Origin of the sequence: Pelomonas sp. SE-A7 (assembly GCF_030345705.1) — a bacterium.
In the GTDB taxonomy this organism is placed as follows: Bacteria; Pseudomonadota; Gammaproteobacteria; order Burkholderiales; family Burkholderiaceae_C; genus JAUASW01.
The window spans coordinates 2,799,151-2,819,420 of record NZ_JAUASW010000001.1; the positions used below are offsets into that span (position 1 = coordinate 2,799,151).

The 20,270-nt window shown below is 68.2% G+C and carries 16 protein-coding genes; 8 read left to right on the plus strand and 8 right to left on the minus strand.

The genetic code is table 11. The features are described 5' to 3' along the window. Positions 1-3: 3 nt before the first annotated feature. The 3 genes from ypfH to pyrF all read right to left on the minus strand — a co-directional run bounded on the left by ypfH (position 4) and on the right by pyrF (position 5,017). Positions 4-735: an esterase gene (gene ypfH / locus QT382_RS12650; protein WP_289254382.1), complete on the minus strand. Its 732-nt coding sequence runs from the start codon at positions 733-735 to the stop codon at positions 4-6. 20 nt (positions 736-755) lie between these two features. Further along, entirely contained in the window at positions 756-4,037 is a 3,282-nt protein-coding gene (locus tag QT382_RS12655; RefSeq protein WP_289254383.1) for a PAS domain-containing hybrid sensor histidine kinase/response regulator, read from the minus strand. A gap of 158 nt (positions 4,038-4,195) precedes the next feature. Then, positions 4,196-5,017, minus strand: coding sequence for an orotidine-5'-phosphate decarboxylase (gene pyrF / locus QT382_RS12660; RefSeq protein ID WP_289254384.1), 822 nt, complete (start codon positions 5,015-5,017; stop codon positions 4,196-4,198). A gap of 72 nt (positions 5,018-5,089) precedes the next feature. Between pyrF and QT382_RS12665 the strand changes: the two genes are divergently transcribed. Together QT382_RS12665 and QT382_RS12670 are read left to right on the plus strand one after the other, a co-directional pair. Then, positions 5,090-5,665 (plus strand): GNAT family N-acetyltransferase, encoded by a 576-nt coding sequence (locus QT382_RS12665; RefSeq protein WP_289254385.1) that lies wholly within the window; start codon positions 5,090-5,092, stop codon positions 5,663-5,665. Further along, the gene (locus QT382_RS12670) at positions 5,643-6,320 is read left to right on the plus strand and encodes a YciI family protein (RefSeq protein ID WP_289254386.1); all 678 of its coding nucleotides are present in this window, start codon (positions 5,643-5,645) and stop codon (positions 6,318-6,320) included. The genes QT382_RS12665 and QT382_RS12670 overlap by 23 nt, the downstream gene beginning before the upstream one ends. Here the strand turns inward: QT382_RS12670 and QT382_RS12675 are convergent, their stop codons facing one another. Further along, positions 6,321-7,562, minus strand: a complete 1,242-nt coding sequence (locus tag QT382_RS12675; RefSeq protein WP_289254387.1) for a DUF418 domain-containing protein — start codon at positions 7,560-7,562, stop codon at positions 6,321-6,323. It abuts the gene before it with no gap. Positions 7,563-7,643: 81 nt separating this feature from the next. Further along, complete coding sequence (gene purB, locus QT382_RS12680; protein WP_289254388.1) at positions 7,644-9,011, minus strand: adenylosuccinate lyase; 1,368 nt, start codon at positions 9,009-9,011, stop codon at positions 7,644-7,646. A gap of 139 nt (positions 9,012-9,150) precedes the next feature. On the opposite strand from purB, the gene QT382_RS12685 reads away from it, so the two are divergent. From QT382_RS12685 to QT382_RS12700, 4 genes are all read left to right on the plus strand, one after another. Then, positions 9,151-9,891, plus strand: coding sequence for a substrate-binding periplasmic protein (locus tag QT382_RS12685; RefSeq protein WP_289254389.1), 741 nt, complete (start codon positions 9,151-9,153; stop codon positions 9,889-9,891). 22 nt (positions 9,892-9,913) lie between these two features. Beyond that, entirely contained in the window at positions 9,914-10,453 is a 540-nt protein-coding gene (locus QT382_RS12690; protein ID WP_289254390.1) for a cytochrome b, read from the plus strand. Between the two features lies 1 nt (position 10,454). After that, the gene (locus QT382_RS12695) at positions 10,455-11,738 is read left to right on the plus strand and encodes an amidohydrolase family protein (RefSeq protein ID WP_289254391.1); all 1,284 of its coding nucleotides are present in this window, start codon (positions 10,455-10,457) and stop codon (positions 11,736-11,738) included. Positions 11,739-11,913: 175 nt separating this feature from the next. Beyond that, positions 11,914-12,543, plus strand: coding sequence for a glutathione S-transferase family protein (locus tag QT382_RS12700; protein ID WP_289254392.1), 630 nt, complete (start codon positions 11,914-11,916; stop codon positions 12,541-12,543). A gap of 21 nt (positions 12,544-12,564) precedes the next feature. Here QT382_RS12700 and QT382_RS12705 read toward each other — a convergent pair whose 3' ends face one another. Both QT382_RS12705 and QT382_RS12710 read right to left on the minus strand, forming a co-directional pair. After that, positions 12,565-13,227, minus strand: coding sequence for a response regulator (locus QT382_RS12705; RefSeq protein ID WP_289254393.1), 663 nt, complete (start codon positions 13,225-13,227; stop codon positions 12,565-12,567). Between the two features lie 101 nt (positions 13,228-13,328). Further along, positions 13,329-14,975 (minus strand): FMN-binding glutamate synthase family protein, encoded by a 1,647-nt coding sequence (locus tag QT382_RS12710; RefSeq protein WP_289254394.1) that lies wholly within the window; start codon positions 14,973-14,975, stop codon positions 13,329-13,331. A gap of 119 nt (positions 14,976-15,094) precedes the next feature. On the opposite strand from QT382_RS12710, the gene sppA reads away from it, so the two are divergent. Next, entirely contained in the window at positions 15,095-16,957 is a 1,863-nt protein-coding gene (sppA, locus tag QT382_RS12715) for a signal peptide peptidase SppA (RefSeq protein WP_289254395.1), read from the plus strand. A gap of 22 nt (positions 16,958-16,979) precedes the next feature. Beyond that, positions 16,980-19,109 carry a prolyl oligopeptidase family serine peptidase gene (locus QT382_RS12720; protein ID WP_289254396.1) on the plus strand — a complete coding sequence of 710 codons (2,130 nt, stop codon included), beginning with the start codon at positions 16,980-16,982 and terminating at the stop codon, positions 19,107-19,109. Here QT382_RS12720 and QT382_RS12725 read toward each other — a convergent pair. After that, on the minus strand, positions 19,106-20,239 hold the full coding sequence (locus tag QT382_RS12725; protein WP_289254397.1) for an ABC transporter permease: 1,134 nt from the start codon (positions 20,237-20,239) through the stop codon (positions 19,106-19,108). The genes QT382_RS12720 and QT382_RS12725 overlap by 4 nt on opposite strands. Positions 20,240-20,270 lie beyond the last annotated feature (31 nt).

Sequence of the window (20,270 nt, forward strand, 5' to 3'; positions counted from 1 at the left end):
GCCCTAGGCGTCGGGATCCTTCTCCAGCTCCTGCGCCGCCTGCATGGCCTCGCGCCAAACGCGCGCCGGCACGAAGCTCTGCAGCTGCTCCAGGGCCCGCTTGACCAGCTCGGGATGCAGTTCGTGGCCTATGCCGGGCAGCAGGTCGGCGGTCACGTCGGCGCCCAGCTGCACCAGGCGCTTGGCGGCATCGACCTGGTCCTCGCTGGGCAGCACCGGGTCTTCGAGGCCATGCAGGATGTGGATGGAGACATCGACCGGCGCATGCTCGGGCAGCGTCGCATAGCCGCCGCCGAAGGCCAGCACGCGGCCGGCCAGCTCCAGCTCGGCCTGCACCGCTTCCAGCGCCATCACGGCGCCTTGCGAGAAGCCGGCCAGGGCCACGCGCGGCCAGGGCAGCTCGAACTGCTCGGCCCAGGCACGGATGCTGGCGATGAAGGCCGGCAGCGCATCGGCCACGCGGCGTCCATGGTTCTCGTCGTTGGCACCGGCCAGCGAGTACCACTGCCAGCCGCTGCCGCCGCCAGGGATGGCGTCGAAGGCCTCGGGCCCGTTCAGCGACAGCACGGCGGCACGCGGGTACTGCTCGTGCAGGGCCTTGGCCAGGGGCCGCATCTGGGCAGCATCGGCGCCAGCCCCATGGAACAGCAGGAACAACAACTCGGGCTTGGCGTCGCTGGGCAGCAGGGCCAGGGCCTTCGAGCGCTGGGGAGGAACTTCGTGGTCGGCACTCATGGCCGCCGATTGTCGCCTCGTCAGCTCCGCTGCTTGTCGTTGTCCTTGTGGCCTATCAGCCGCACGAGAACCTGGCGCAGCCGCAGCGCATCGATGGGCTTGGTCAGGAAGTCGTTCATGCCGGCGGCCAGGGCCTCGTCGCGCTCGGAGATCAGGGCGGCGGCGGTCAGGGCCACGATGGGCAGCTCGGCGGCGCTGAAGCGGCGCCGCACGATGCGCGTGGCCTCATGGCCGCTCATCACCGGCATCTGCACGTCCATCAGCACCGCGTCATAGGGCTTGCCCAGGGTGGCGGCGGCGTTGATTGCCTCGATGGCCTGGCTGCCGTCGCTGGCCTGCGAGACCTCCAGCCCCCACTGCTCCAGCAGGGCCACGGCAATCATCATGTTGACCGGGTTGTCCTCGACCATCAGCACGCGCAGGCCCTCCAGCTCCTCGTGGCTGCGCGCTTCGCGCAGCTGGGTGCTGATCGGCGTGGGCGCGGCCGGCAGGTCCAGCTCGGCCCAGAAGGTCGAGCCCTGGCCGTATTCGCTGTCCACGCCGACCTGGCCGCCCATCAGCTCGGCCAGCTCGCGGCAGATCGACAGGCCTAGGCCGGTGCCGCCGTAGCGCCGCGTGGTCGATTCGTCGGCCTGGGTAAAAGGCTGGAACAGCCGCGCGCGCAGCTCGGGCGCGATGCCGGGGCCGGTGTCCTGCACCTCGATGCGTACCCGCTCTGGGCTCAGCGCACGCACCCGCACCGCGACCGAGCCGCTGTCGGTGAACTTGATCGCGTTGGTCAGGTAGTTGGACAGGATCTGGCGGGTGCGCACCGGGTCGCCGACCACCCAGGCCGGCACGCTGGCATCGACCTCGATCTGGAACGACAGGCCGCGCGCCTGCGCCAGCGTGAGATACGCGAGGCGCATGGTGCCCAGCATGTCTCGCAGCGCAAAGGGCAGGGCTTCCAGCGTCAGGCGGCCGGCCTCGATCTTGGACAGGTCCAGGATGTCGGAGATCAGGCCCGACAGGCTTTCGGCGCTGTCCAGCATCTGGTCCAGATACTGGCGGCGCGTGTCGTCCGGCATGTCGGGCTGCTGCAGCATGCGCGCCAGGCCGACCAGGCCATTCAGCGGCGTGCGGATCTCGTGGCTGGTGTTGGCCAGGAAGGCGCTCTTGGCGCGGTTGGCGGCCTGGGCCTCATCCTTGGCATGGGCCAACGCGGCCTCGACGCGGCGTCGCTCGGTCACGTCTTCCAGGATCCAGATCGTGCCGCCGCGGCTGGGATGGTTGAGGTCGACCGCACGGGCCAGCAGACGGCACAGGAAGGTCGAGCCGTCGCGGCGCTTCATGGGCCGCTCGGCCTCGACCTGCTCGCCCGCTGCCAGGCGCGGACCGAGCTCGGCACCGACCATCTTCCAGTCGTCCTGCGAGGGCCAGACCACGCTGCCATGCTGTCCGACCAGGGCGCCACCGGGCCAGCCGAACATGGCCTCGACGACAGGATTGGCCAGCACGAAATGCTGTTCGCGGGTCAGGGCAACGCCTATGGAGGCGTTCTCCAGGATGGCAGCGTGGATCAGGCGGTTGCGCTCGGTGTCCGAGACGTCGCGGGCATTGATCACCAGGTAGGTCTGGCCCTCCATCTCGAAGGGCGCGGCCGACATCACCATGGACACCGGCGCACCCTCCTTGGTACGGAAAGTCACCGGCATCTCGTTGACGCGCCCGTGTTCTCGCACGGCCGCGACCACGCGGTCGCGGTCTTCCATGTCGTGCCAGATGCCCAGTTCCTCGGAGGTGCGGCCCAGCACCTCCTCGGTCGCATAGCCGCTGATCTGCTCGAAGGTCTTGTTGACCATGGCATAGCGGCCGGTGGCCATCTCGGTCAGCGTGATCACGTCGGGGCTGGTGGCCACCAGGTGCGACAGCAGGGCCTCGGAGCGGCGCAGCGCCTCCTGGGCGCGCGAGGTCTCGGTCTGGTCGATGAAGAAGCTCAGCGTGGCCGGACCGCCGATGGCGTCGACCCGCACCGTGGTCACCTGGACCTGGCGGCGACGGCGCGACAGCGTGCGCAGCCGGAACTCGGCCTGCGGCAGCATGGCGCCCACCGGCATGCTCTCGATCTTGGCCGAGCGCTGCCGGGCCCGTTCGTCCTCGCCCGGTTCGTAGTGGGCGAACAGATCCTGGCCGATCATGCTGGAGCGCTGGGTGTAGCCGAACATGGCCATGGCCGCCGGGTTGGCATCCAGCACCCGGCCCCAGCGGTGCAGCACCAGCGGGCTGGGCGAACGGCGGAACAGCTCGCGGTAGCGGGTCTCGGTGGCCTGGATGGCCTGCTCGGCCTGGACCTCGCTGGTCACGTCGCGGCCCACGCCCCAGTAGCCGCGAAAGTTGCCCTCGGGGTCGAAGCGCGGCTCGCCGCTGATCGAGACGAAGCGGTTGCGACCATCGCCGCCGCGCCGCCGCGCCACCAGGCCATGGAAGGAACGGTGCGATTCCAGGTCGGCGCGATGGGCGTCGAGTTCTTCGTCCGACAGGCCCAGGCCCTCCAGCTCCCAGGGCGTCTTGCCCAGCCGGGAGTTCAGGTCCATGCCGGAGGAGCCGGGCTTGTCCTCGGCCAGGTGGGTGAAGCGGAACTCGCGGTCCATCTCCCAGTACCAGTCGGCCGCCATCGACAGCAGATGACGGAAGCGGCCATTGCGCTCGTTGGCCTCGCGGATCGAGCGGCGCACCATGCGCATGGTGGACAGGCCCACGATCAGCGCGGTCAGCAGCACCATGGCATGGGCGGCCAGCTGCACCGGCACCGAGGTGCTGGAGCGGGCGAAGCTGACCAGGCCCTCGAGCTGCGACCAGGCCAGCAGGCCCAGGCCGCCGGCCGCCACGCCGAACATCATCAGTCCGGACCTCAGGCCATGCATGGCCGTGGCCATGGCCACCATCAGGCCCAGCGTGCCCAGCGAGATCGAGTTCAGGCCGATCTGGCGGACGAAGGCGATGCTGACCGTCAGCAGCATCACGCCGGTCATCACGGCCAGCACGAAGGCCCGGCCATGCTTCTTGGGCAGCTTCCACAGGCCGCCGAAACCGAAGCAGGCCAGCAGACCGGCCAGCAGCGGCAACAGCCAGCCGGCCAGCGGCTCGGCCGGGTTGCGGCTCAGGACCAGGATGCCGGCCACCAGCAGGCTGACCGTGGAGCAGCCGCCGGCCAGCATGCGCACCGAGCGCCACTGCACGCTGCGCTCCAGCGCGCTCAGGCGGGCCGCCTGGTCCGGTTCATGGCCGACCAGGCTGCTCAGGTCATCAAGGGTTTGGCTCACGCGCGTAGGCTCCTGGCCTCAGAGTCGAGGCACGAACGAAACGCGAGTCTGAACCAGAAGCCGCCGGCACACCCCGGCAGAAACGCAAAGCGCGGCACGAAAAGCGCGGACTTTGCCGCGCCGGCCCCGACTAGCGAGAAATTGTGCTCGGCAGCGCCTCAGCGGGCAGCGTTCAACGCGTCGCGCGTTTGCATCGCCACATGGCGAGCGGCAGCCGCAAAGTCCTCACCGCTGCTGGCATAGAGCACGGCCCGCGAGCTGTTGACGATGATGGGGCCGTCGCTGCGCCAGCCGGCCCTGACCGTGGCGGCGGCGTCGCCGCCCTGGGCGCCCACGCCCGGGATCAGCAGCGGCAGCGTCGGCGCCAGCTCGCGCACCCGCTCGATCTCGCCCGGGAAGGTGGCGCCGACCACCAGGCCGAGCTGGCCGTTGCGGTTCCACTCGGTCTGGGCCAGGCGGGCCAGGTGCTCGTACAGCCGCGGCTGGCCCAGCACATCGGCCAGGTGCTGCATCTGCCAGTCGTTGCCGCCGGTGTTGGAGGTGCGGCACAGCAGGATGGCGCCCTTGTCCGGGTAGCGCAGATACGGCTCGATCGAGTCGAAGCCCATGAAGGGCGACAGGGTGACCGCATCGGCCTGGTAGCGCTCGAAGGCCTCGCGGGCATATTGCTCGGCGGTCGAGCCGATGTCACCACGCTTGGCGTCCAGGATGACGGGCACCGAGGGCGCGACCCGCTTCATGTGGGCCATCAGGCGTTCCAGCTGATCCTCGGCGCGCTGGGCGGCGAAGTAGGCGATCTGCGGCTTGAAGGCGATCACCAGGTCCTTGGTCGCGTCGACGATGGCGCTGCAGAAGTCGTAGATGCGGCCGGCATCGCCCTTCCAGGCGCCCGGGAACCTGGACGGCTCCGGGTCCAGGCCCACGCACAGCAGCGAATTGTTGAGGGCGGCGGCGGCGTGGATTTGCTGGACAAAATTCATGACGAAGGACGGGCTGGTTCGAGCTGCCGTATTGTCCTGCTTTTGCCAACCTGACCCGGGAGACACGCGAGCATGTGGGTGTTGACTACCGAGCGACTGCGGCTGCGCCGCTTCGAGGCCGAGCGCGACGAGGATGCGGCCTTCATCCTGGAGCTGCTGAACGAGCCCTCGTTCCTGCAGAACATAGGTGACCGCCAGGTGCGCACGCTGGACGACGCCCGCGGCTTCATAGAGAACCGCATGGCCAAGGCCTACCGCGAGCTGGGCTACGGCTTCTGGGCCGTGGAGCGCAGCGCCGACGGCGCCTTGCTGGGCATGTGCGGCCTGGTCAAGCGCGACTCGCTGCCCGAACCCGACATCGGCTATGCCTTCGTGCCGCGGGCCTGGGGCCAGGGCTATGCGCTGGAGGCGGCCCGGGCCTGCCTGGCCCATGCCCGCGACAAGCTGGGCATGGGCACCGTGCTGGGCATCACCTCGCCCGACAATCGCGCCTCGGCCCGGGTGCTCGAGGGCATAGGCCTGCACTATGTGGAGACCCGGGTGCTGGACGGCGAGGAGCGCCAGACCGCCGTGTTCCGCTGGGATGTTTCGCCCGAGACAACAAGCAACGACAAGGAGAGCCTTGATGACTGCCATACGACGTCGTGAGTTCCAGGCCCTGATCGCTTCGCTGACAGCGCTGCCGCTGGGCGCCCTGGCCCAGCAGGACATGCGCCCCTGGTACTTCATCTTCCTGGAGACCGGCAAGCCCACGCCGCCGGACAAGGAGGCGGTGCAGAAGATGCAGAAGGGCCATCTGGACAACTTCGTGCGACTGTGGGGCGCCGGCAAGCTGTTCGCCGCCGGGCCCATGCGCGACCCGGCCCGCCTCAAGCGCGGCATCGTGGTCTGCCGGGCCGAGACGCGCGAGGCGCTGCAGGACTATTTCCAGCCGGACGAGTACGTGCGCGAGGGCTACATGACGGTCAATGCCGCCGTGGCCCGGCCGAACAAGGCCCTGGTCACGCTGGCCGTCGATCCAGGCGTCATCGAGGAAGCCCGCATCATCCTGATAGGCCGCGACGACAAGGCCGGCGCCGAGGTCCAGAAGCAGCGCCGCGCCCTGCTGCAGCAGGGCCTGGACGGCGGCCGTTTCGGCGCCTGGTACACGCTGGAAACCGGCCCGGTCGCCGAGGTGCTGTTCGCCAAGACCACCGACAGCGACGCGCTGCAGGCGGCGCTGGCGAACTACCCGGGCGTGGCCGACAAGAGCGTCAGCCTGGACATCTGGGCCCAGTACCTCGGCAAGGGCGTGCTGAACTGACTAGGCCCGCTCGACCGCCACGGCAGAGCCCGGCCTGCGGCCGTAGGTCAGCAAGCGCCAGACGTACTCGAGCGGGCCGTAGTCATGGCGGCGCAGCCAGGCCATGGACAGCGGCACCTGCACGCAGAAGAACAGGACCGGCGCCAGCAGCAGCTCGGCCGCCGGGCCGACCTGGCCCCAGAGGCCCAGGCCCCAGCCGTAGAACAGACTGGTGGCCATCAGCGTCTGCAACAGGTAGTTGGTGAGCGGCATGCGGCCGGCCGCGGCCATGGGCGCAAAGCGGCGCTGCCAGGCCGGCAGCTGGGCCAGGCGCACGATGCTCAGCACATAGAAGCTCATCAGGCCGAGGCGGGAAAAGATGTAGCAGAGGCCGCGCAGGATCTTCAGCGGCGAGGGGCCCGGCGTGCGCGTGAACTCGCCGATGATGCCGAAGCCCAGCGAGCAGGCCAGGCCAAGGCCCAGCGCCCACCACTGCAGCGTCCTGATCTTCGGCATCAGCTCGGGGATGCGACGCACCCAGCCGTTGCGGCCGATCAGGAAGCCGATCAGCATCGTGGTGGTCATCTGCACATAGAAGCCGAACGTGCCCCACAGCTGCCAGCGCGTGCCGTAGGTGTGGACGAACTCGCGCGTGTGCTCGCCCGCCGCGACGGCGAAGCTGCCGTGGCCATAGGCGAGGTTGTTGCTCTTCTCCCAGGCCTGGGCGTCGGCCACCAGCTGGGCCACGACCTCGGGCGGCATGACCGCCAGGCGGATCAGGCCGGACACCGGCGGGTACACCAGGGTGGCGATGATCAGGCCGACGATGGCCCGGTTCGACAGATGGCGCAGGCCCAGCAGGCAGAAGCCCAGCACCACATAGATGTGCAGCACGTCGCCGTTCCAGAACACCATCACATGCAGCAGCGCGAAGGCTGCCAGCACCAGCAGGCGCCGCACGTAGAGCCCGGTGGCGTGCTGCGGATCGTCGGCCATCATGCGGCCCAGCTGCAGCGTGAAGCCGAGGCCGAACAGCAGGCTGAACATGCTGTTGAACTTGCCCGAGAACAGCATGTCGCGGACCAGCTCCGCATAGTGGTTCAGCGGGTCGCTCCAGAGCCGGGAGCCGTTGGCCTCGGCGTAGAAAGACGTCGAGAAGCCAGGCATGTTCATGATGAAGATGCCCAGCAGCGCGAATCCGCGCACGATGTCCAGCGTCTGGATGCGCTCCTCGGCCCGGGTGGGATGGCTGCTCGTCGTCATGGCTGCCTCCAGGTCGCCGATGGCGACAGGCAGAAACTAGCAGCGGCGCCTGGGCGCCGCAATCCCGGTTCTGCGTAGGGATCAGATCCGCTGGGCCAGCTCGGCGGCCTTGCCGGTGTAGCTGCCCGGCGTCATCGCCAGCAACCTGGCCTTCTCGGCCTCGGGCAGTTCCAGTCCGTTGATGAACTGCTGGATCGCCTCGCGGGTGATGGCCTTGCCGCGGGTCAGTTCCTTCAGGCGCTCGTAGGGGTTGGGTAAGGCATAGCGGCGCATCACGGTCTGGATCGGCTCGGCCAGCACCTCCCAGGCCGCATCGAGGTCGTCGGCCAGGGCGGCCTCGTTGACCTCCAGCTTGTCCAGGCCCTTGAGCAGCGAGTCGTAGCCCAGCACCGCATAGCCGATGGCCACGCCCATATTGCGCAGCACGGTGGAGTCGGTCAGGTCACGCTGCCAGCGGCTGACGGGCAGCTTCTGGCTCAGGTGGCTCAGCACCGCATTGGCCAGGCCGAAGTTGCCCTCGGCGTTCTCGAAGTCGATCGGGTTGACCTTGTGCGGCATGGTCGAGCTGCCGATCTCGCCGGCCTTGGTGCGCTGCTTGAAGTAGCCCAGCGACACATAGCCCCAGACGTCGCGCGACCAGTCGATCAGGATGGTGTTGGTGCGGGTGATCGCATCAAACAGCTCGGCCATGTAGTCATGCGGCTCGATCTGGATGGTGTAGGGGTTGAAGCTCAAGCCCAGCTGGTTCTCGATCACCGACTTGGAGAAGGCCTCCCAGTCGAACTCGGGCCAGGCGCTCAGATGGGCATTGAAATTGCCGACCGCGCCGTTCATCTTGGCCAGCAGCTGGACCGCGGCGATCCGCTCGCGGGCATTGCGCAGACGCGCGACCACGTTGGCGATTTCCTTGCCCACCGTCGTGGGGCTGGCGGTCTGGCCATGCGTGCGGCTCAGCATCGGCGTCGCGGCCAGGGCATGGGCCATCTCGGTCAGCTTGGCAATGATGCGGTCCACCGTGGGCAGGACCACGTCCTGGCGGGCGGCCTTGAGCATCAGGCCATGGCTGGTGTTGTTGATGTCCTCGCTGGTGCAGGCGAAGTGCACGAACTCGCCGGCCGCCTTCAGCTCGGCATTCGATTCGAAGCGCGACTTCAGCCAGTACTCGACCGCCTTGACGTCGTGGTTGGTGGTCTTCTCGATGTCCTTGATCGCCTGGGCATCCAGCTCCGAGAAGCGGGTCACGAGGCCCCGCAGCAGGCCGCGGGCGGCCTCGGACAGCGGCTTGAATTCATCGAAGCCGGCATCCGACAGGGCGATGAACCACTCGACCTCGACCTGCACCCGGCGGTGCATCAGGCCGAACTCCGAGAGCAGCGGGCGCAGGGCGGCAAAACGCGAGGCATAGCGGCCGTCCAGCGGCGAGAGGGCGGTCAGGGCAGAGAGCGTCATGGTCGGTGGCGGCCGGGGCCGATCAGGGCAAACCCGCGGATTTTAGCCGGCTGGCAGGGCCGGGGCGGGCCCGGCCAGGGGGCTTGGCCCGGCCCCGGCAAAGGTTCACCATCGGTGACTGCATCACAGGAGTCGCCGCATGTGCCGCTTCATGGTCTTGCTCGCCTGGTTCGCCACCGTGCCCATGGCTGCCCTGGGGCAGGAGCAGGTCTACACCATCGGTGTCGAGGACTACGAGAACTTCCTGCCCTACTCGCAGTACCGCAACGGCGCCTATTCGGGCCTGGGCCGCGAGATCCTCGATGCCTTCGCCAAGTCGCGCGGCTATCGCTTTGACTACAAGGTCTACCCGCTCAAGCGGCGCGACACCGAGTTCGTGCGGGGCACGGTGGACCTGGCCTTTCCAGACAACCCGAACTGGGTCACCGTGCTGAAGAAGGGCCTCAAGATCGCCTATGCGCCGATGCTGGAGTTCACCGACGGCGTGCTGGTCCTGCCCCGCAACAAGGGCCAGGGCGTCGACCGCATCCGCACGCTGGGTATTCCGCTGGGCTTCACGCCCTATCCCTACCAGCAGCTGATCTCTTCGGGAGCGATGCGCCTGGAGGAGTCGAACCAGTACGACCGGCTCTACGACAAGCTGATACGCGGTCGCGTCGACGGCGCGTACATGAACACCCGTATCGCCCTGCACTACTGGACCCATGTCGAGAAGTACGCCGAGGCGCCGGTGGTGTTCGACCCCGACCTGCCGCATGCCTCGGGCCACTGGTACCTGTCCTCGCACAAGCACCCCAAGCTGATCGACGAATTCAATGCCTTCATGAAGTCGCACAAGGCCTTGGTCGATGAGCTGCGCGCCCGCTACCAGTTCCAGTGAGGGCAAGCGCTATGCTGCCCGCATGAACCAAGCCACCCAATACGACAGCCGCAGCATCCGCCTGCACTGGATCAGCGCCCTGCTGGTGCTGTGCCTGTGGGTCGCGGGCCAGACCATCGATGCCTTCCCGCGAGGCACGCCGCGCATCACGGTGCGCAGCCTGCACATCTGCTTCGGCGTGGTGCTGGGTCTGGTGGTCCTGTTCCGCCTCTACTGGCGCTTTGGTGGTCGCAGCGAGCGACCGAACGCCGATCCCGGCCTGCCCGGCAGGCTGGCCCATGCCATGCATGACCTGCTCTACCTGCTGATGGTGGTGACCGTCGGCGCCGGCCTCCTGCTGACGCTGCTGCGCGGCGACAACCTGTTCAATCTCTACAAGATCACCTCCATCGCGCCGGACAACAAGGCGCTGCGCCACGACGTGAAGGAGGTTCACGAGCTGGCCGCCAACCTGATGCTGGCCCTGGCCTTGCTGCATGCGGCAGCGGCGGTCTGGCACCACCGCATCGTCAAGGACGGCGTGCTGCGTCGCATGTGGCCCGGTCTGGGCTCACGCGCCTGAGATGGCCATGCTGGTCCGCAACGTCCGCCTGCCCGACGGTCGCCAGGGCCAGGATCTGCTGGTCCAGAACGGTCGGATCGCCGCCATCGGCCCGGCACTGGCGGCGCCCGAGGACTGCGTCACCCTCGACGGCGGCGACTGGCTGCTCAGCCCGCCCTTCGTCGATGCGCATTTCCATCTGGATGCGACGCTCAGCCATGGCCTGCCGCGGGTCAACGAGAGCGGCACGCTGCTGGAAGGCATTCAGCTGTGGGGCGAGCTCAAGCCGCAGCTGACGCAGGAGGCCGTGGTCGAACGCGCGCTGCGCTACTGCGACTGGGCGGTGGGCCGCGGCCTGCTGGCGATTCGCTCGCATGTCGATGTCTGCGACGATCGGCTGCTGGCGGTCGAGGCGCTCTTGCAGGTGCGCGAGCAGGTCCGGCCCTATCTGGATCTGCAGCTGGTGGCCTTTCCGCAAGACGGCCTCTTGCGCTCGCCCGGCGCGCTTGAAAACCTGAAGCGGGCGCTGGACCGGGGCGTCGACGTGGTCGGCGGAATCCCGCACCACGAACGCACCATGGCGCAAGGGGCCGAGAGCGTGCGCCTGCTGTGCGAGCTGGCGGCCGAGCGCGGCCTGCGCGTGGACATGCATTGCGACGAAAGCGACGATCCCTTGTCGCGCCACGTCGAGAGCCTGGCCTTCGAGACCCAGCGCCTCGGGCTGCAGGGCCGGGTCACCGGCTCGCACCTGACGTCAATGCACTCGATGGACAACTACTACGCATCCAAGCTGATCGCGCTGATGGCCGAGAGCGAGCTGTCGGCCGTGGCCAATCCGCTGATCAACATCACGCTGCAGGGCCGGCACGACAGCTACCCGAAGCGTCGCGGCATGACCCGCGTGCCGGAGCTGACGGCGGCCGGCATCAAGGTCGCCTTCGGCCATGACTGCGTGCTCGATCCCTGGTATTCGCTGGGCAGCGCCGACATGCTGGAAGTAGCCGCCATGGGCCTGCACGTGGCGCAGATGACCTCGCGCGAGGCGATGCGCCTTTGCTTCGACGCCGTGACCGTGAATGCGGCCCGAATCCTGGGCCTGGAAGGCTATGGACTGGAGCCCGGCTGCCAGGCCGACTTCGTGCTGCTGCAGGCCCGTTCGCCGGAGGAGGCGATTCGGCTGCGCGCGGCACGCCTGCTGGTGGTCAGGAGGGGGCAGGTCTTGAGCCGCATGAGCTGCAGCGAGGCCAGGCTGAGCCTGCCGGGGCGGCCGGAGCGCGTCGACTGGAGCTTCGGCGCGCCGAACTGAGGTTCGCACAAGGCGGACCCCAGCCGCGCGAAAGTGTGTCCGAAGGCCGCAGGCCTGACAAGCCGCATTTGCCAGTACTGACCGGGGCCGCGGCCCTCCCCTATCGTGGCCGGACCGCGTGGCTAGAATCGCGCCGCATTGCGCAGGGAAGCTTTCTTTCCCGGCGCCACTGAACATGAAGCTCATCGGTTCCCTGACCAGTCCCTACGTCCGCAAGGTCCGCATCGTGATGGCGGAGAAGAAGCTCGACTACCAGTTCGTGCTGGAAGACGTCTGGGCCAACGACGCCATCCTCAAGATGAATCCGCTGGGCAAGGTGCCCTGCCTGGTCATGGAAGGCCAGGATTCGATCACCGGTGCGGTATTCGATTCACGCGTCATCGTCGAGTATGTGGACACCTTGTCGCCGGTGGGCAAGCTGATTCCCGAGCGCGGCCGCGAACGCACCGAGGTGCGCACCTGGGAAGCGCTGGCCGACGGCCTGCTCGACGCGTCCATCCTGGCGCGGCTGGAGCAGACCTGGGGCGGCCGCAGCGAGGCGCAGCGCAGCGCCGCCTGGACCGAAAGGCAGATGGGCAAGGTCTACGGCGCCCTGCGCGCCATGGGCCAGGGCCTGGGCGAACGCGCCTGGTGCTCGGGCAACCATTTCTCGCTGGCCGACATCTCGGTCGGCTGCGCCCTGGCCTACCTGGACCTGCGCTTCCCGCAGATCGACTGGCGTGGCGACCATCCCAACCTGGCCAAGCTCTACGACAAGCTGAGCACCCGCCAGAGCTTCATGGACACCCAGCCGCCGGCCGCCTGAGGCCGGCGCGAAGCCCCCGCTTCAGGCGCTGTGCAGCGCCGCGGCCTGCTGCGGCAGGCGGTGCAGTTGCCGGTACAGGCCGGCAAAGCGCATCTCGACCTCGGCACTGCCGAGCTGCCAGCGCTGGGCAATCTCTTCGGTCAAGAGGCCACCGGCCACCAGGCTCAAGAGATGCTGGTCGGCCTGGCTCAGCAACTCGTTGCCGGCGGCCGGCGACAGGTCCTGGCCCGAGGCCACGCATTGCGCCAACTGCAGCTGGCTGCGCGTGAGCCCGAAGGCCGCCAGCAACTGGCGAGCGATCATCGGCGACATGGCGGCCCGGCCGGCATGCAGTTGGTCCAGCGCGGTCGAGAGCGTGGCGCCGGAACCCGTATCGATGCAGTAGCCGTCACCGCCGCTGCGCAGGGTCTCGAACAGCAACAGGTCATCGGACGCAGGGGTCAGCAACAGCACCAGGGGCCGCCAGTCCTGCGACTGCAGTTCGCGCAGCAAACGGGTGGCATTGCCGTCCAGCAGGCGCAGGTCGCAGGCCAGCACCTCCGGCCGGTGCAGGCGCACCTGACCGGCGGCTTCGCGCACCTGCTCGGTCTGGCCACACAGCTGCCAGTGGCCTTCCTGAGCCAGTGCCGTGCCGGCGCGAATCAACGACTGGTGGGTACGGCGGATCAGGTAAACGGAGGGCATGTAGCTGAAAACTGGATAGCGCAGCGCATTGTCCCGAGCGCCCTCGCTGCGGCAACCCCGTGAACCGGGGCCCCCGTGGGTCGGGGATCCGCCCTCCCGCCTCAGGAATGCGGCGAGCCCACCGGCCCCTGGGCCGAGAAGCTGTGCGGGCTCGCGATGGGCCAGTAGACCTTGAACACATTGCCCGGCAGCTCGCCGCCCAGCAGGTCGCCGGGCTTGGCGAAGGGCAGCAGGTTGGCCAGCAGCTTGACCTCGTGGCGGCTGACCCGGTGGACGATGTGGGCTGCCGTGATGTCGCCGGGGTGCAAGAGGCCGGCCGCCTGCACCAGCTCCTGCAGCGCCTTGAGCGTGTTGTCGTGGTAGCGGAACACGCGCTCGGCCTTGTCCGGCACCACCAGGGCCTGCTGGCGCAGCGGGTCTTGGGTCGTGACGCCGGTCGGGCAGTGGCCGGTGTGGCAGGCCTGGGCCTGGATGCAGCCCAGCGAGAACATGAAGCCGCGCGCCGAATTGCACCAGTCGGCGCCTAGCGCCATCATGCGCGCGATGTCGAAGGCGCTGACCACCTTGCCGGCGCAGCCCAGCTTGACCCGGTGGCGGAGGTTCAGCCCGACCAAGGTGTTGTGGACCAGCAGCAGGCCTTCCTGCAGCGGCGCGCCCACATGGTCGGTGAACTCCAGCGGCGCGGCGCCGGTGCCGCCCTCGGCGCCGTCGATGACGATGAAGTCAGGCGCCAGGCCGGTCTGCTGCATGGCCTTGGCGATGGCGAACCATTCCCAGGGATGGCCTATGCAGAGCTTGAAGCCCACCGGCTTGCCGCCCGAGAGCTGGCTCAACTTCTCGACGAACTGCAGCAGCTCGATGGGCGTGCCGAAGGCGCTGTGAGAGGCCGGCGAGATGCAGTCCTCGCCGACTGGCACGCCGCGCGCCTCGGCGATCTCGGCCGTGACCTTGGCCCCCGGCAGCATGCCGCCATGGCCGGGCTTGGCGCCCTGGCTCAGCTTGATCTCGATCAGCTTGACCTGCGGGTCGCGTGCATTGGCCTCGAAGCGCTCGGCGTTGAACGTGCCGTCGGCATTGCGGCAGCCGAAGTAGCCCGAGCCAATCTCCCAGATCAGGTCGCCGCCATGGGCCCGGTGGTGGACGCTGATCGAGCCCTCGCCGGTGTCATGCGCAAAACCGCCGCGCTGGGCACCACTGTTCAGCGACCGGATCGCATTGGCGCTGAGCGCGCCGAAGCTCATGGCGGAAATGTTGAACACGCTGGCCGAATAGGGCTGGGCCCGGCCCTCGCCGATCAGCACGCGGAAATCGTGCGATGGCAGGTGGGTGGGCGACAGCGAATGGTTGATCCATTCATAGCCGCCGGCCAGCACGTCCAGCTGGGTGCCGAAGGGCCGCTTGTCGGGGTCACCCTTGGCGCGCTGGTAGACCAGGGAGCGCTGCTGGCGCGAGAAGGGCGCGCTCTCGTTGTCGCTCTCCAGGAAGTACTGGCGGATCTCGGGCCGGATGTACTCCAGCATGAAGCGCAGATGGCCGATGACCGGGTAGTTGCGCAGGATGGAGCGCTTGGTCTGGCGGATGTCGTACCAGCCCACCCAGGTCAGGGCGCCGAACAGCAGCACCAGGGGCAGGCCGTAGCGGGTGTAGGCCAGCCAGCCCAGGCTGAGGCCCAGGCCGGCGGCGCAGAGCAGCCAGCTGGTGTAGCGAACCGGGAAATGGTGGTCGACAGCTTGCAGCCAACGGGGCATGGATCACAACCTTTCGCCTGGGCGTTGCCTCATGCTATGCCGCCGCTCCGGCCTTGTGCCCTGGGGCAAGCCATGCCCTGCTGCACAATCGACGCCGTCATTTCAAGGGACGTTTGCCGATGAACCTGCTCAAGAAGATCTGGTCGCCCATCGCCTGGCTGTTCGGCAAGGCCTGGTGGCTGCTCGACGGCTCGCGTCGCGTGGTGCTGAACCTGCTGTGGCTCTTGATACTGATCATCGCCGTCACCGCCCTTTTCCGCGGCGGCCCCAAGCCCTTGCAGGACAAGACCACCCTGGTGCTGAGCCTGCGCGGCCCGCTGGTCGAGCAGTTCTCGGGCTCGGCCCGCTCGCAGGCTGTGGCCGAGCTGCAGGGCCAGAAGGCCAAGCGCCAGACCCGCTTGCGCGACGTGCTGGCCGCGCTGGACAGCGCCGCCAAGGACGCACGCATCAGCGCCGTGCTGCTGGACCTGGACGAATTCAGCGGCGCCGGCATGGCCGGCCTGCATGAGCTGTCCGGCGCGATCCAGCGCTTCCGCGCCGAGAGCAAGAAGCCGGTCTATGCCTATGGCGACCACTACAGCCAGCGCGCCTACTACCTGGCGGCCCAGGCCAGCGAGGTCTACATGCATCCGATGGGCACGGTGCAGGTCGAGGGCTTCGGCGGCTACCGCCTCTACTACAAGGACGCCCTGGACCGCCTGGGCATCTCGGCCAATGTGCTGCGCGTGGGCAGCTACAAGAACGCCGCCGAACCCTATTTCACCAATGCCCCCAGCAAGGCCACGCAGGAGGCGGACGCCGCCCTGTATGGCGAGCTGTGGACGAGCTATACCGACGGCGTCGAAGCCGCCCGCAAGCTCGACAAGGGCACGATCTCGCGCGACATCGAGACCCTGCCCCAGCAGCTGGCCGCGCTCAAGGGCGACACCTGCAAGCTGGCCTTGCAGCAGAAGCTGATCGACGGCATCCGGACCCGTGACGAGATGCGCGCCCTGCTGATCGAGAAGGGCGCCAAGGACGGCACCAGCTTCCGCCGCATAGGCTATGCCGAGTACCTGGGCCAGCTGAAGCCGCAGCTGCCCTACGGGCCGGCCCTGGGCGTGGTGGTGGCCGAGGGCTCCATCGTCGACGGCGAGGCCCAGGCCGGCCGCATAGGCGGCGACTCCACCGCCCAGCTGATACGCCGGGCCCGCGAGGACGAGCAGGTCAAGGCCCTGGTGCTGCGCGTCAATTCGCCGGGCGGCAGCGCCTTCGCCTCCGAGGTCGTGCGCCGCGAGCTGGAGCTGACCCGCAAGGCCGGCAAACCGGTGGTGATCTCCATGGGCGACGTGGCGGCCTCGGGCGGCTACTGGATCTCGATGAGCTCGGACCGCGTGATCGCCGATGCCGGCACCATCACCGGCTCGATTGGTGTGTACGGCATGCTGCCCACGGCCGAGAAGCTGATGGACAAGCTGTCGCTGCACAGCGGCGGCACCACCACCACCTGGCTGGCCCGCAGCTATGACCCCAGCCGCGCGCTGGACCCGCGCTTCGCCTCCATCGTCCAGTCGTCCATCGACCATGTCTACGACGAATTCACGACCCGGGCCGCTGCCGCGCGCAAGAAGAAGGTGGCGGAGATCGATGCCGTGGCCCAGGGCCGGGTCTGGACCGGCAGGCAGGCGCTGGAGCGCGGCCTGGTGGACCAGCTCGGCAGCTTCGGCGACGCGCTCAAGGCCGCCGCGGAGCTGGCCAAGCTGCAAGTCCAGCCGCGCCTGATCTACGTGGAACGCGAACCGGGCCGCCTGGACCGCCTGCTGGCCTCGCTGGCCGATGCCTCGGCCCCGGCCATCCAGGCGGCGTTCGGCGATATGCCTCAAATGCCGGTCCTGCCCGAGCCGCTGCAACAGGCCTGGCAGGACCTGAGCTGGCTCAGCCAAGTCAGCGACAGCCGCCGCCCCTACACGGCCGTGGTCCATTGCCTCTGCGCCGCCCCCTGAGTCCGATTCCAGGAGCCTCCAGATGATCCACAAGCCGCAGCTTTCTCTGCTGGCAGGCGCCCTGTGCGCCGTGCTCTTCTCGTCCGTCCAGGCCCAGCCCTATCCGGCCACGCCACGCACGCCGGTGCAGGACAGCTATCACGGCGTCACCATCAGCGACGACTACCGCTGGCTGGAAGACTTCACGAAACCCGAGGTCAAGGCCTGGGTGGCCGAGCAGAACAAGCTGAGCCGCGCGGCGCTGGACGCCGTGCCCGGCCGCGCCGCGCTGGCGGAGCGCATCCGCACGCTGCTGAACTCGCGCTCCAGCGCCTACTACGGCCTGCACACGGCCGGCGGCAAGTGGTTTGCCATCAAGATGCAGCCGCCCAAGCAGCAGCCGCTGCTGGTGCGCCTCGATTCGCCCGATGCGCTCGCCAGCGAGCATGTGGTGCTGGACCCGAACGCGCGCGCCGCTGACGGCTCGCTGGCCATCGACTTCTATGTGCCCTCGCCCGACGGCAAGCATGTGGCGGTGTCGCTGTCCGAGAAGGGCAGCGAGGACGGCTCCATCCACCTGATCGAGGTGGCCAGCGGCAAGCAGGTCGACGTGGTGATTCCGCGCGTTCAGTACCCGACCGGCGGAGGCTCGGTGGCCTGGTCGCCGGATGGCAAGAGCCTCTACTACACGCGCTACCCGGCGCCGGGCGAGCGCGCCGAGGCCGAGCTGCATTTCCATCAAGAGGTCTGGCAGCACAAGCTGGGCCAGCCCTTGAGCGCCGACCGCTATGTGATCGGCAAGGACTTCCCGCGCATTGGCGCCACGGTGCTGAGCGTGGCCAAGAGTGGCGAGCAGCTGGCCGTGGTGGCCAATGGCGACGGCGGCGAGCACGCCTTCTACCTCCGTGGCAACAAGGGTGCCTGGCAGCGCCTGGCAGCTTACGAAGACAACATCAAGGCGGCCGAATTCGGCAATGACGGCTGGCTCTACCTGCTGTCGAACAAGGGCGCGCCGCGCGGCAAGATCGTCCGCATTCCGCTCGCGAAGCCGCAATTGAAGGACGCGCAAGTGCTGCTGCCGGAGACCGAAGGCACCTTGCAGCACATGGAAGTCAACGGCGGCAAGCTCTTCGTCTCGGCCTTGCTGGGCGGGCCTTCCAAGCTCAGCGTGGTCGATCTGAAGACGCTGGCGGTGCGCGACATCGAGCTGCCGCCGGTCAGCAGCGTGAGCAGCCTGAAGGGCGGCGCCAAGGGCGAAGTGCTGGCCCTCCTGCAGAGCTACACCGAGCCCGCCGCCTGGTGGCGCCTGAACGCCGAAGGCAAGCCGGTGAAGACGGCCATGGCCAGCACCACGCCGGTGGACTTCTCAGACATCGAGGTCAAGCGCGAGTTCGCCACCTCCAAGGACGGCACCAAGGTGCCCGTCAACATCATCCACCGCAATGGCCTGAAGCTGGACGGCAGCAACCCGACCATCCTCAATGGCTATGGCGGCTACAACATCAGCCAGACGCCGGGCTTCTCGGTCACGCGCAAGCTCTGGCTGGAGCGCGGCGGCGTCTACGTGATCGCCAACCTGCGCGGCGGCGGCGAGTACGGCGAGGCCTGGCACCTGGCCGGCAACCTGACCAAGAAGCAGAACGTCTTCGACGACTTCATTGCCGCGGCCGAACACGTGATTGCGCGCGGCTACAGCTCGCCGGCCAAGCTCGCCATCCAGGGCGGCAGCAATGGCGGCTTGCTGATGGGCGCGGCGCTGACGCAGCGGCCCGAGCTGTTCCGCGCGGTGCATGCGTCGGTGGGCATCTACGACATGATGCGCATCGAGCTGGACCCCAACGGCGCCTTCAACGTCACCGAGTTCGGCACAGTCAAGGACAAGGCGCAGTTCGAGGCGCTGTACGCCTACTCGCCCTTCCACCGGGTCATGGACGGCACCAAGTACCCGGCCGTGCTGTTCACCACCGGTGACCACGACGGCCGCGTCAATCCGGCCCAGTCGCGCAAGATGACGGCGCGCCTGCAGGCCGCCAATCCGGCCGGCCAGCCCATCCTCTTGCGCACCAGCAGCGCCAGCGGCCATGGCATGGGCTCCTCGCTGGACGAGACCATCAAGCTGCAGACGGATACCTTCAGCTTCTTGCTGCAGCAGCTGGGGATGGCCGCTCCTTAATCGAGGGTCTGCCGGTAGCGCTTCAGCGCTATCGCTCCCGCGACGGCGAGGAAGGCCAGCATGGGCCAGACCTCGCCCCACAGCTCGCCCGCGCCGCTGCCCTTGAGCATGATGCCGCGCACTATGCGCAGGAAATGCGTCAGCGGCAGCGCCTCGCCCAGGTGCTGCGCCCATTCCGGCATGCCGCGGAACGGGAACATGAAGCCCGACAGCAGCATCGAGGGCAGGAAGAAGAAGAAGGTCATCTGCATGGCCTGCAGCTGGTTGCGGGCCAGGGTGGAGAAGGTGAAGCCCACGCCCAGATTGGCCAGCATGAACACGCCTATCAGGGCCATCAGGAGCGTCAGGCTGCCCAGCATGGGTACGGCAAACAGCAGCCAGGCCGCGCCCATGATCACGCCCAGCTGCACATAGCCCAGGGCCACATAGGGCAGGATCTTGCCGACCATGACCTCGAAGGGCCGCACCGGCGTGGCCAGCAGGTTTTCCATGGTGCCGCGCTCGCGTTCGCGGGTCATGGCCAGCGAGGTCAGCATCACCATGGTCATGGTGAGGATGGTGCCTATCAGTCCGGGCACGATGTTGTAGCGGGACAGGCCCTCGGGGTTGTAGCGGCGGTGGATGCGCAGCTCGAACGGCGCAGCGCTGGGCTGCAGCGAAGCCGCCGGCCCGCGCAGCTCGCGACGCAGCGCCGTGCTCGAGAGCTGCTGCAGTGCGGCGATGGCGTTGCCCGAGGCCGACGGGTCGGTGGCATCGGCCGAGACCAGCAGCGGCGGCCTCTCGCCACGCAGCACGCGGCGCGTGAAGTCACCGGGAATCTGCACCACGAACTGCAGCTCGCCGCGCGCCATCAGCGCATCGGCCTCCTGCTCGCTGATGCCGCTGGCCACCAATTTGAAATAGCCGCTGTTCTGCAGGGCCGTGACCACGCTGCGGCCCAGCGGGCCCTGGTCCTGCGAGACCACGGCCGTGGGCAGGCCCTTGGGGTCGGTGTTGATCGCATAGCCGAACAGCAGCAGCTGCATGATGGGCACACCCACCGCCATCGCGAAGGTCAGGCGGTCGCGCAGCATCTGCTGGCATTCCTTGATGAAGATGGCCGCGGTGCGGGCCAGCGAGAAGGCTTTCATGGTGCCGCCTCGAAGTTGTCGCGGGCCTTCG

Bases quoted from the DNA above. Each gene is read 5' to 3' on its own strand.
- QT382_RS12675 (WP_289254387.1), bottom strand. From the start codon at position 7,562: ATGACGACGAGCAGCCATCCCACCCGGGCCGAGGAGCGCATCCAGACG.
- QT382_RS12695 (WP_289254391.1), top strand. From the start codon at position 10,455: ATGGCCATGCTGGTCCGCAACGTCCGCCTGCCCGACGGTCGCCAGGGC.
- sppA (WP_289254395.1), top strand. From the start codon at position 15,095: ATGAACCTGCTCAAGAAGATCTGGTCGCCCATCGCCTGGCTGTTCGGC.
- QT382_RS12665 (WP_289254385.1), top strand. From the start codon at position 5,090: ATGTGGGTGTTGACTACCGAGCGACTGCGGCTGCGCCGCTTCGAGGCC.
- purB (WP_289254388.1), bottom strand. From the start codon at position 9,011: ATGACGCTCTCTGCCCTGACCGCCCTCTCGCCGCTGGACGGCCGCTAT.
- pyrF (WP_289254384.1), bottom strand. From the start codon at position 5,017: ATGAATTTTGTCCAGCAAATCCACGCCGCCGCCGCCCTCAACAATTCG.
- QT382_RS12725 (WP_289254397.1), bottom strand. From the start codon at position 20,239: ATGAAAGCCTTCTCGCTGGCCCGCACCGCGGCCATCTTCATCAAGGAA.
- QT382_RS12700 (WP_289254392.1), top strand. From the start codon at position 11,914: ATGAAGCTCATCGGTTCCCTGACCAGTCCCTACGTCCGCAAGGTCCGC.
- QT382_RS12685 (WP_289254389.1), top strand. From the start codon at position 9,151: ATGTGCCGCTTCATGGTCTTGCTCGCCTGGTTCGCCACCGTGCCCATG.
- QT382_RS12670 (WP_289254386.1), top strand. From the start codon at position 5,643: ATGACTGCCATACGACGTCGTGAGTTCCAGGCCCTGATCGCTTCGCTG.
- QT382_RS12720 (WP_289254396.1), top strand. From the start codon at position 16,980: ATGATCCACAAGCCGCAGCTTTCTCTGCTGGCAGGCGCCCTGTGCGCC.
- QT382_RS12705 (WP_289254393.1), bottom strand. From the start codon at position 13,227: ATGCCCTCCGTTTACCTGATCCGCCGTACCCACCAGTCGTTGATTCGC.
- ypfH (WP_289254382.1), bottom strand. From the start codon at position 735: ATGAGTGCCGACCACGAAGTTCCTCCCCAGCGCTCGAAGGCCCTGGCC.
- QT382_RS12710 (WP_289254394.1), bottom strand. From the start codon at position 14,975: ATGCCCCGTTGGCTGCAAGCTGTCGACCACCATTTCCCGGTTCGCTAC.
- QT382_RS12690 (WP_289254390.1), top strand. From the start codon at position 9,914: ATGAACCAAGCCACCCAATACGACAGCCGCAGCATCCGCCTGCACTGG.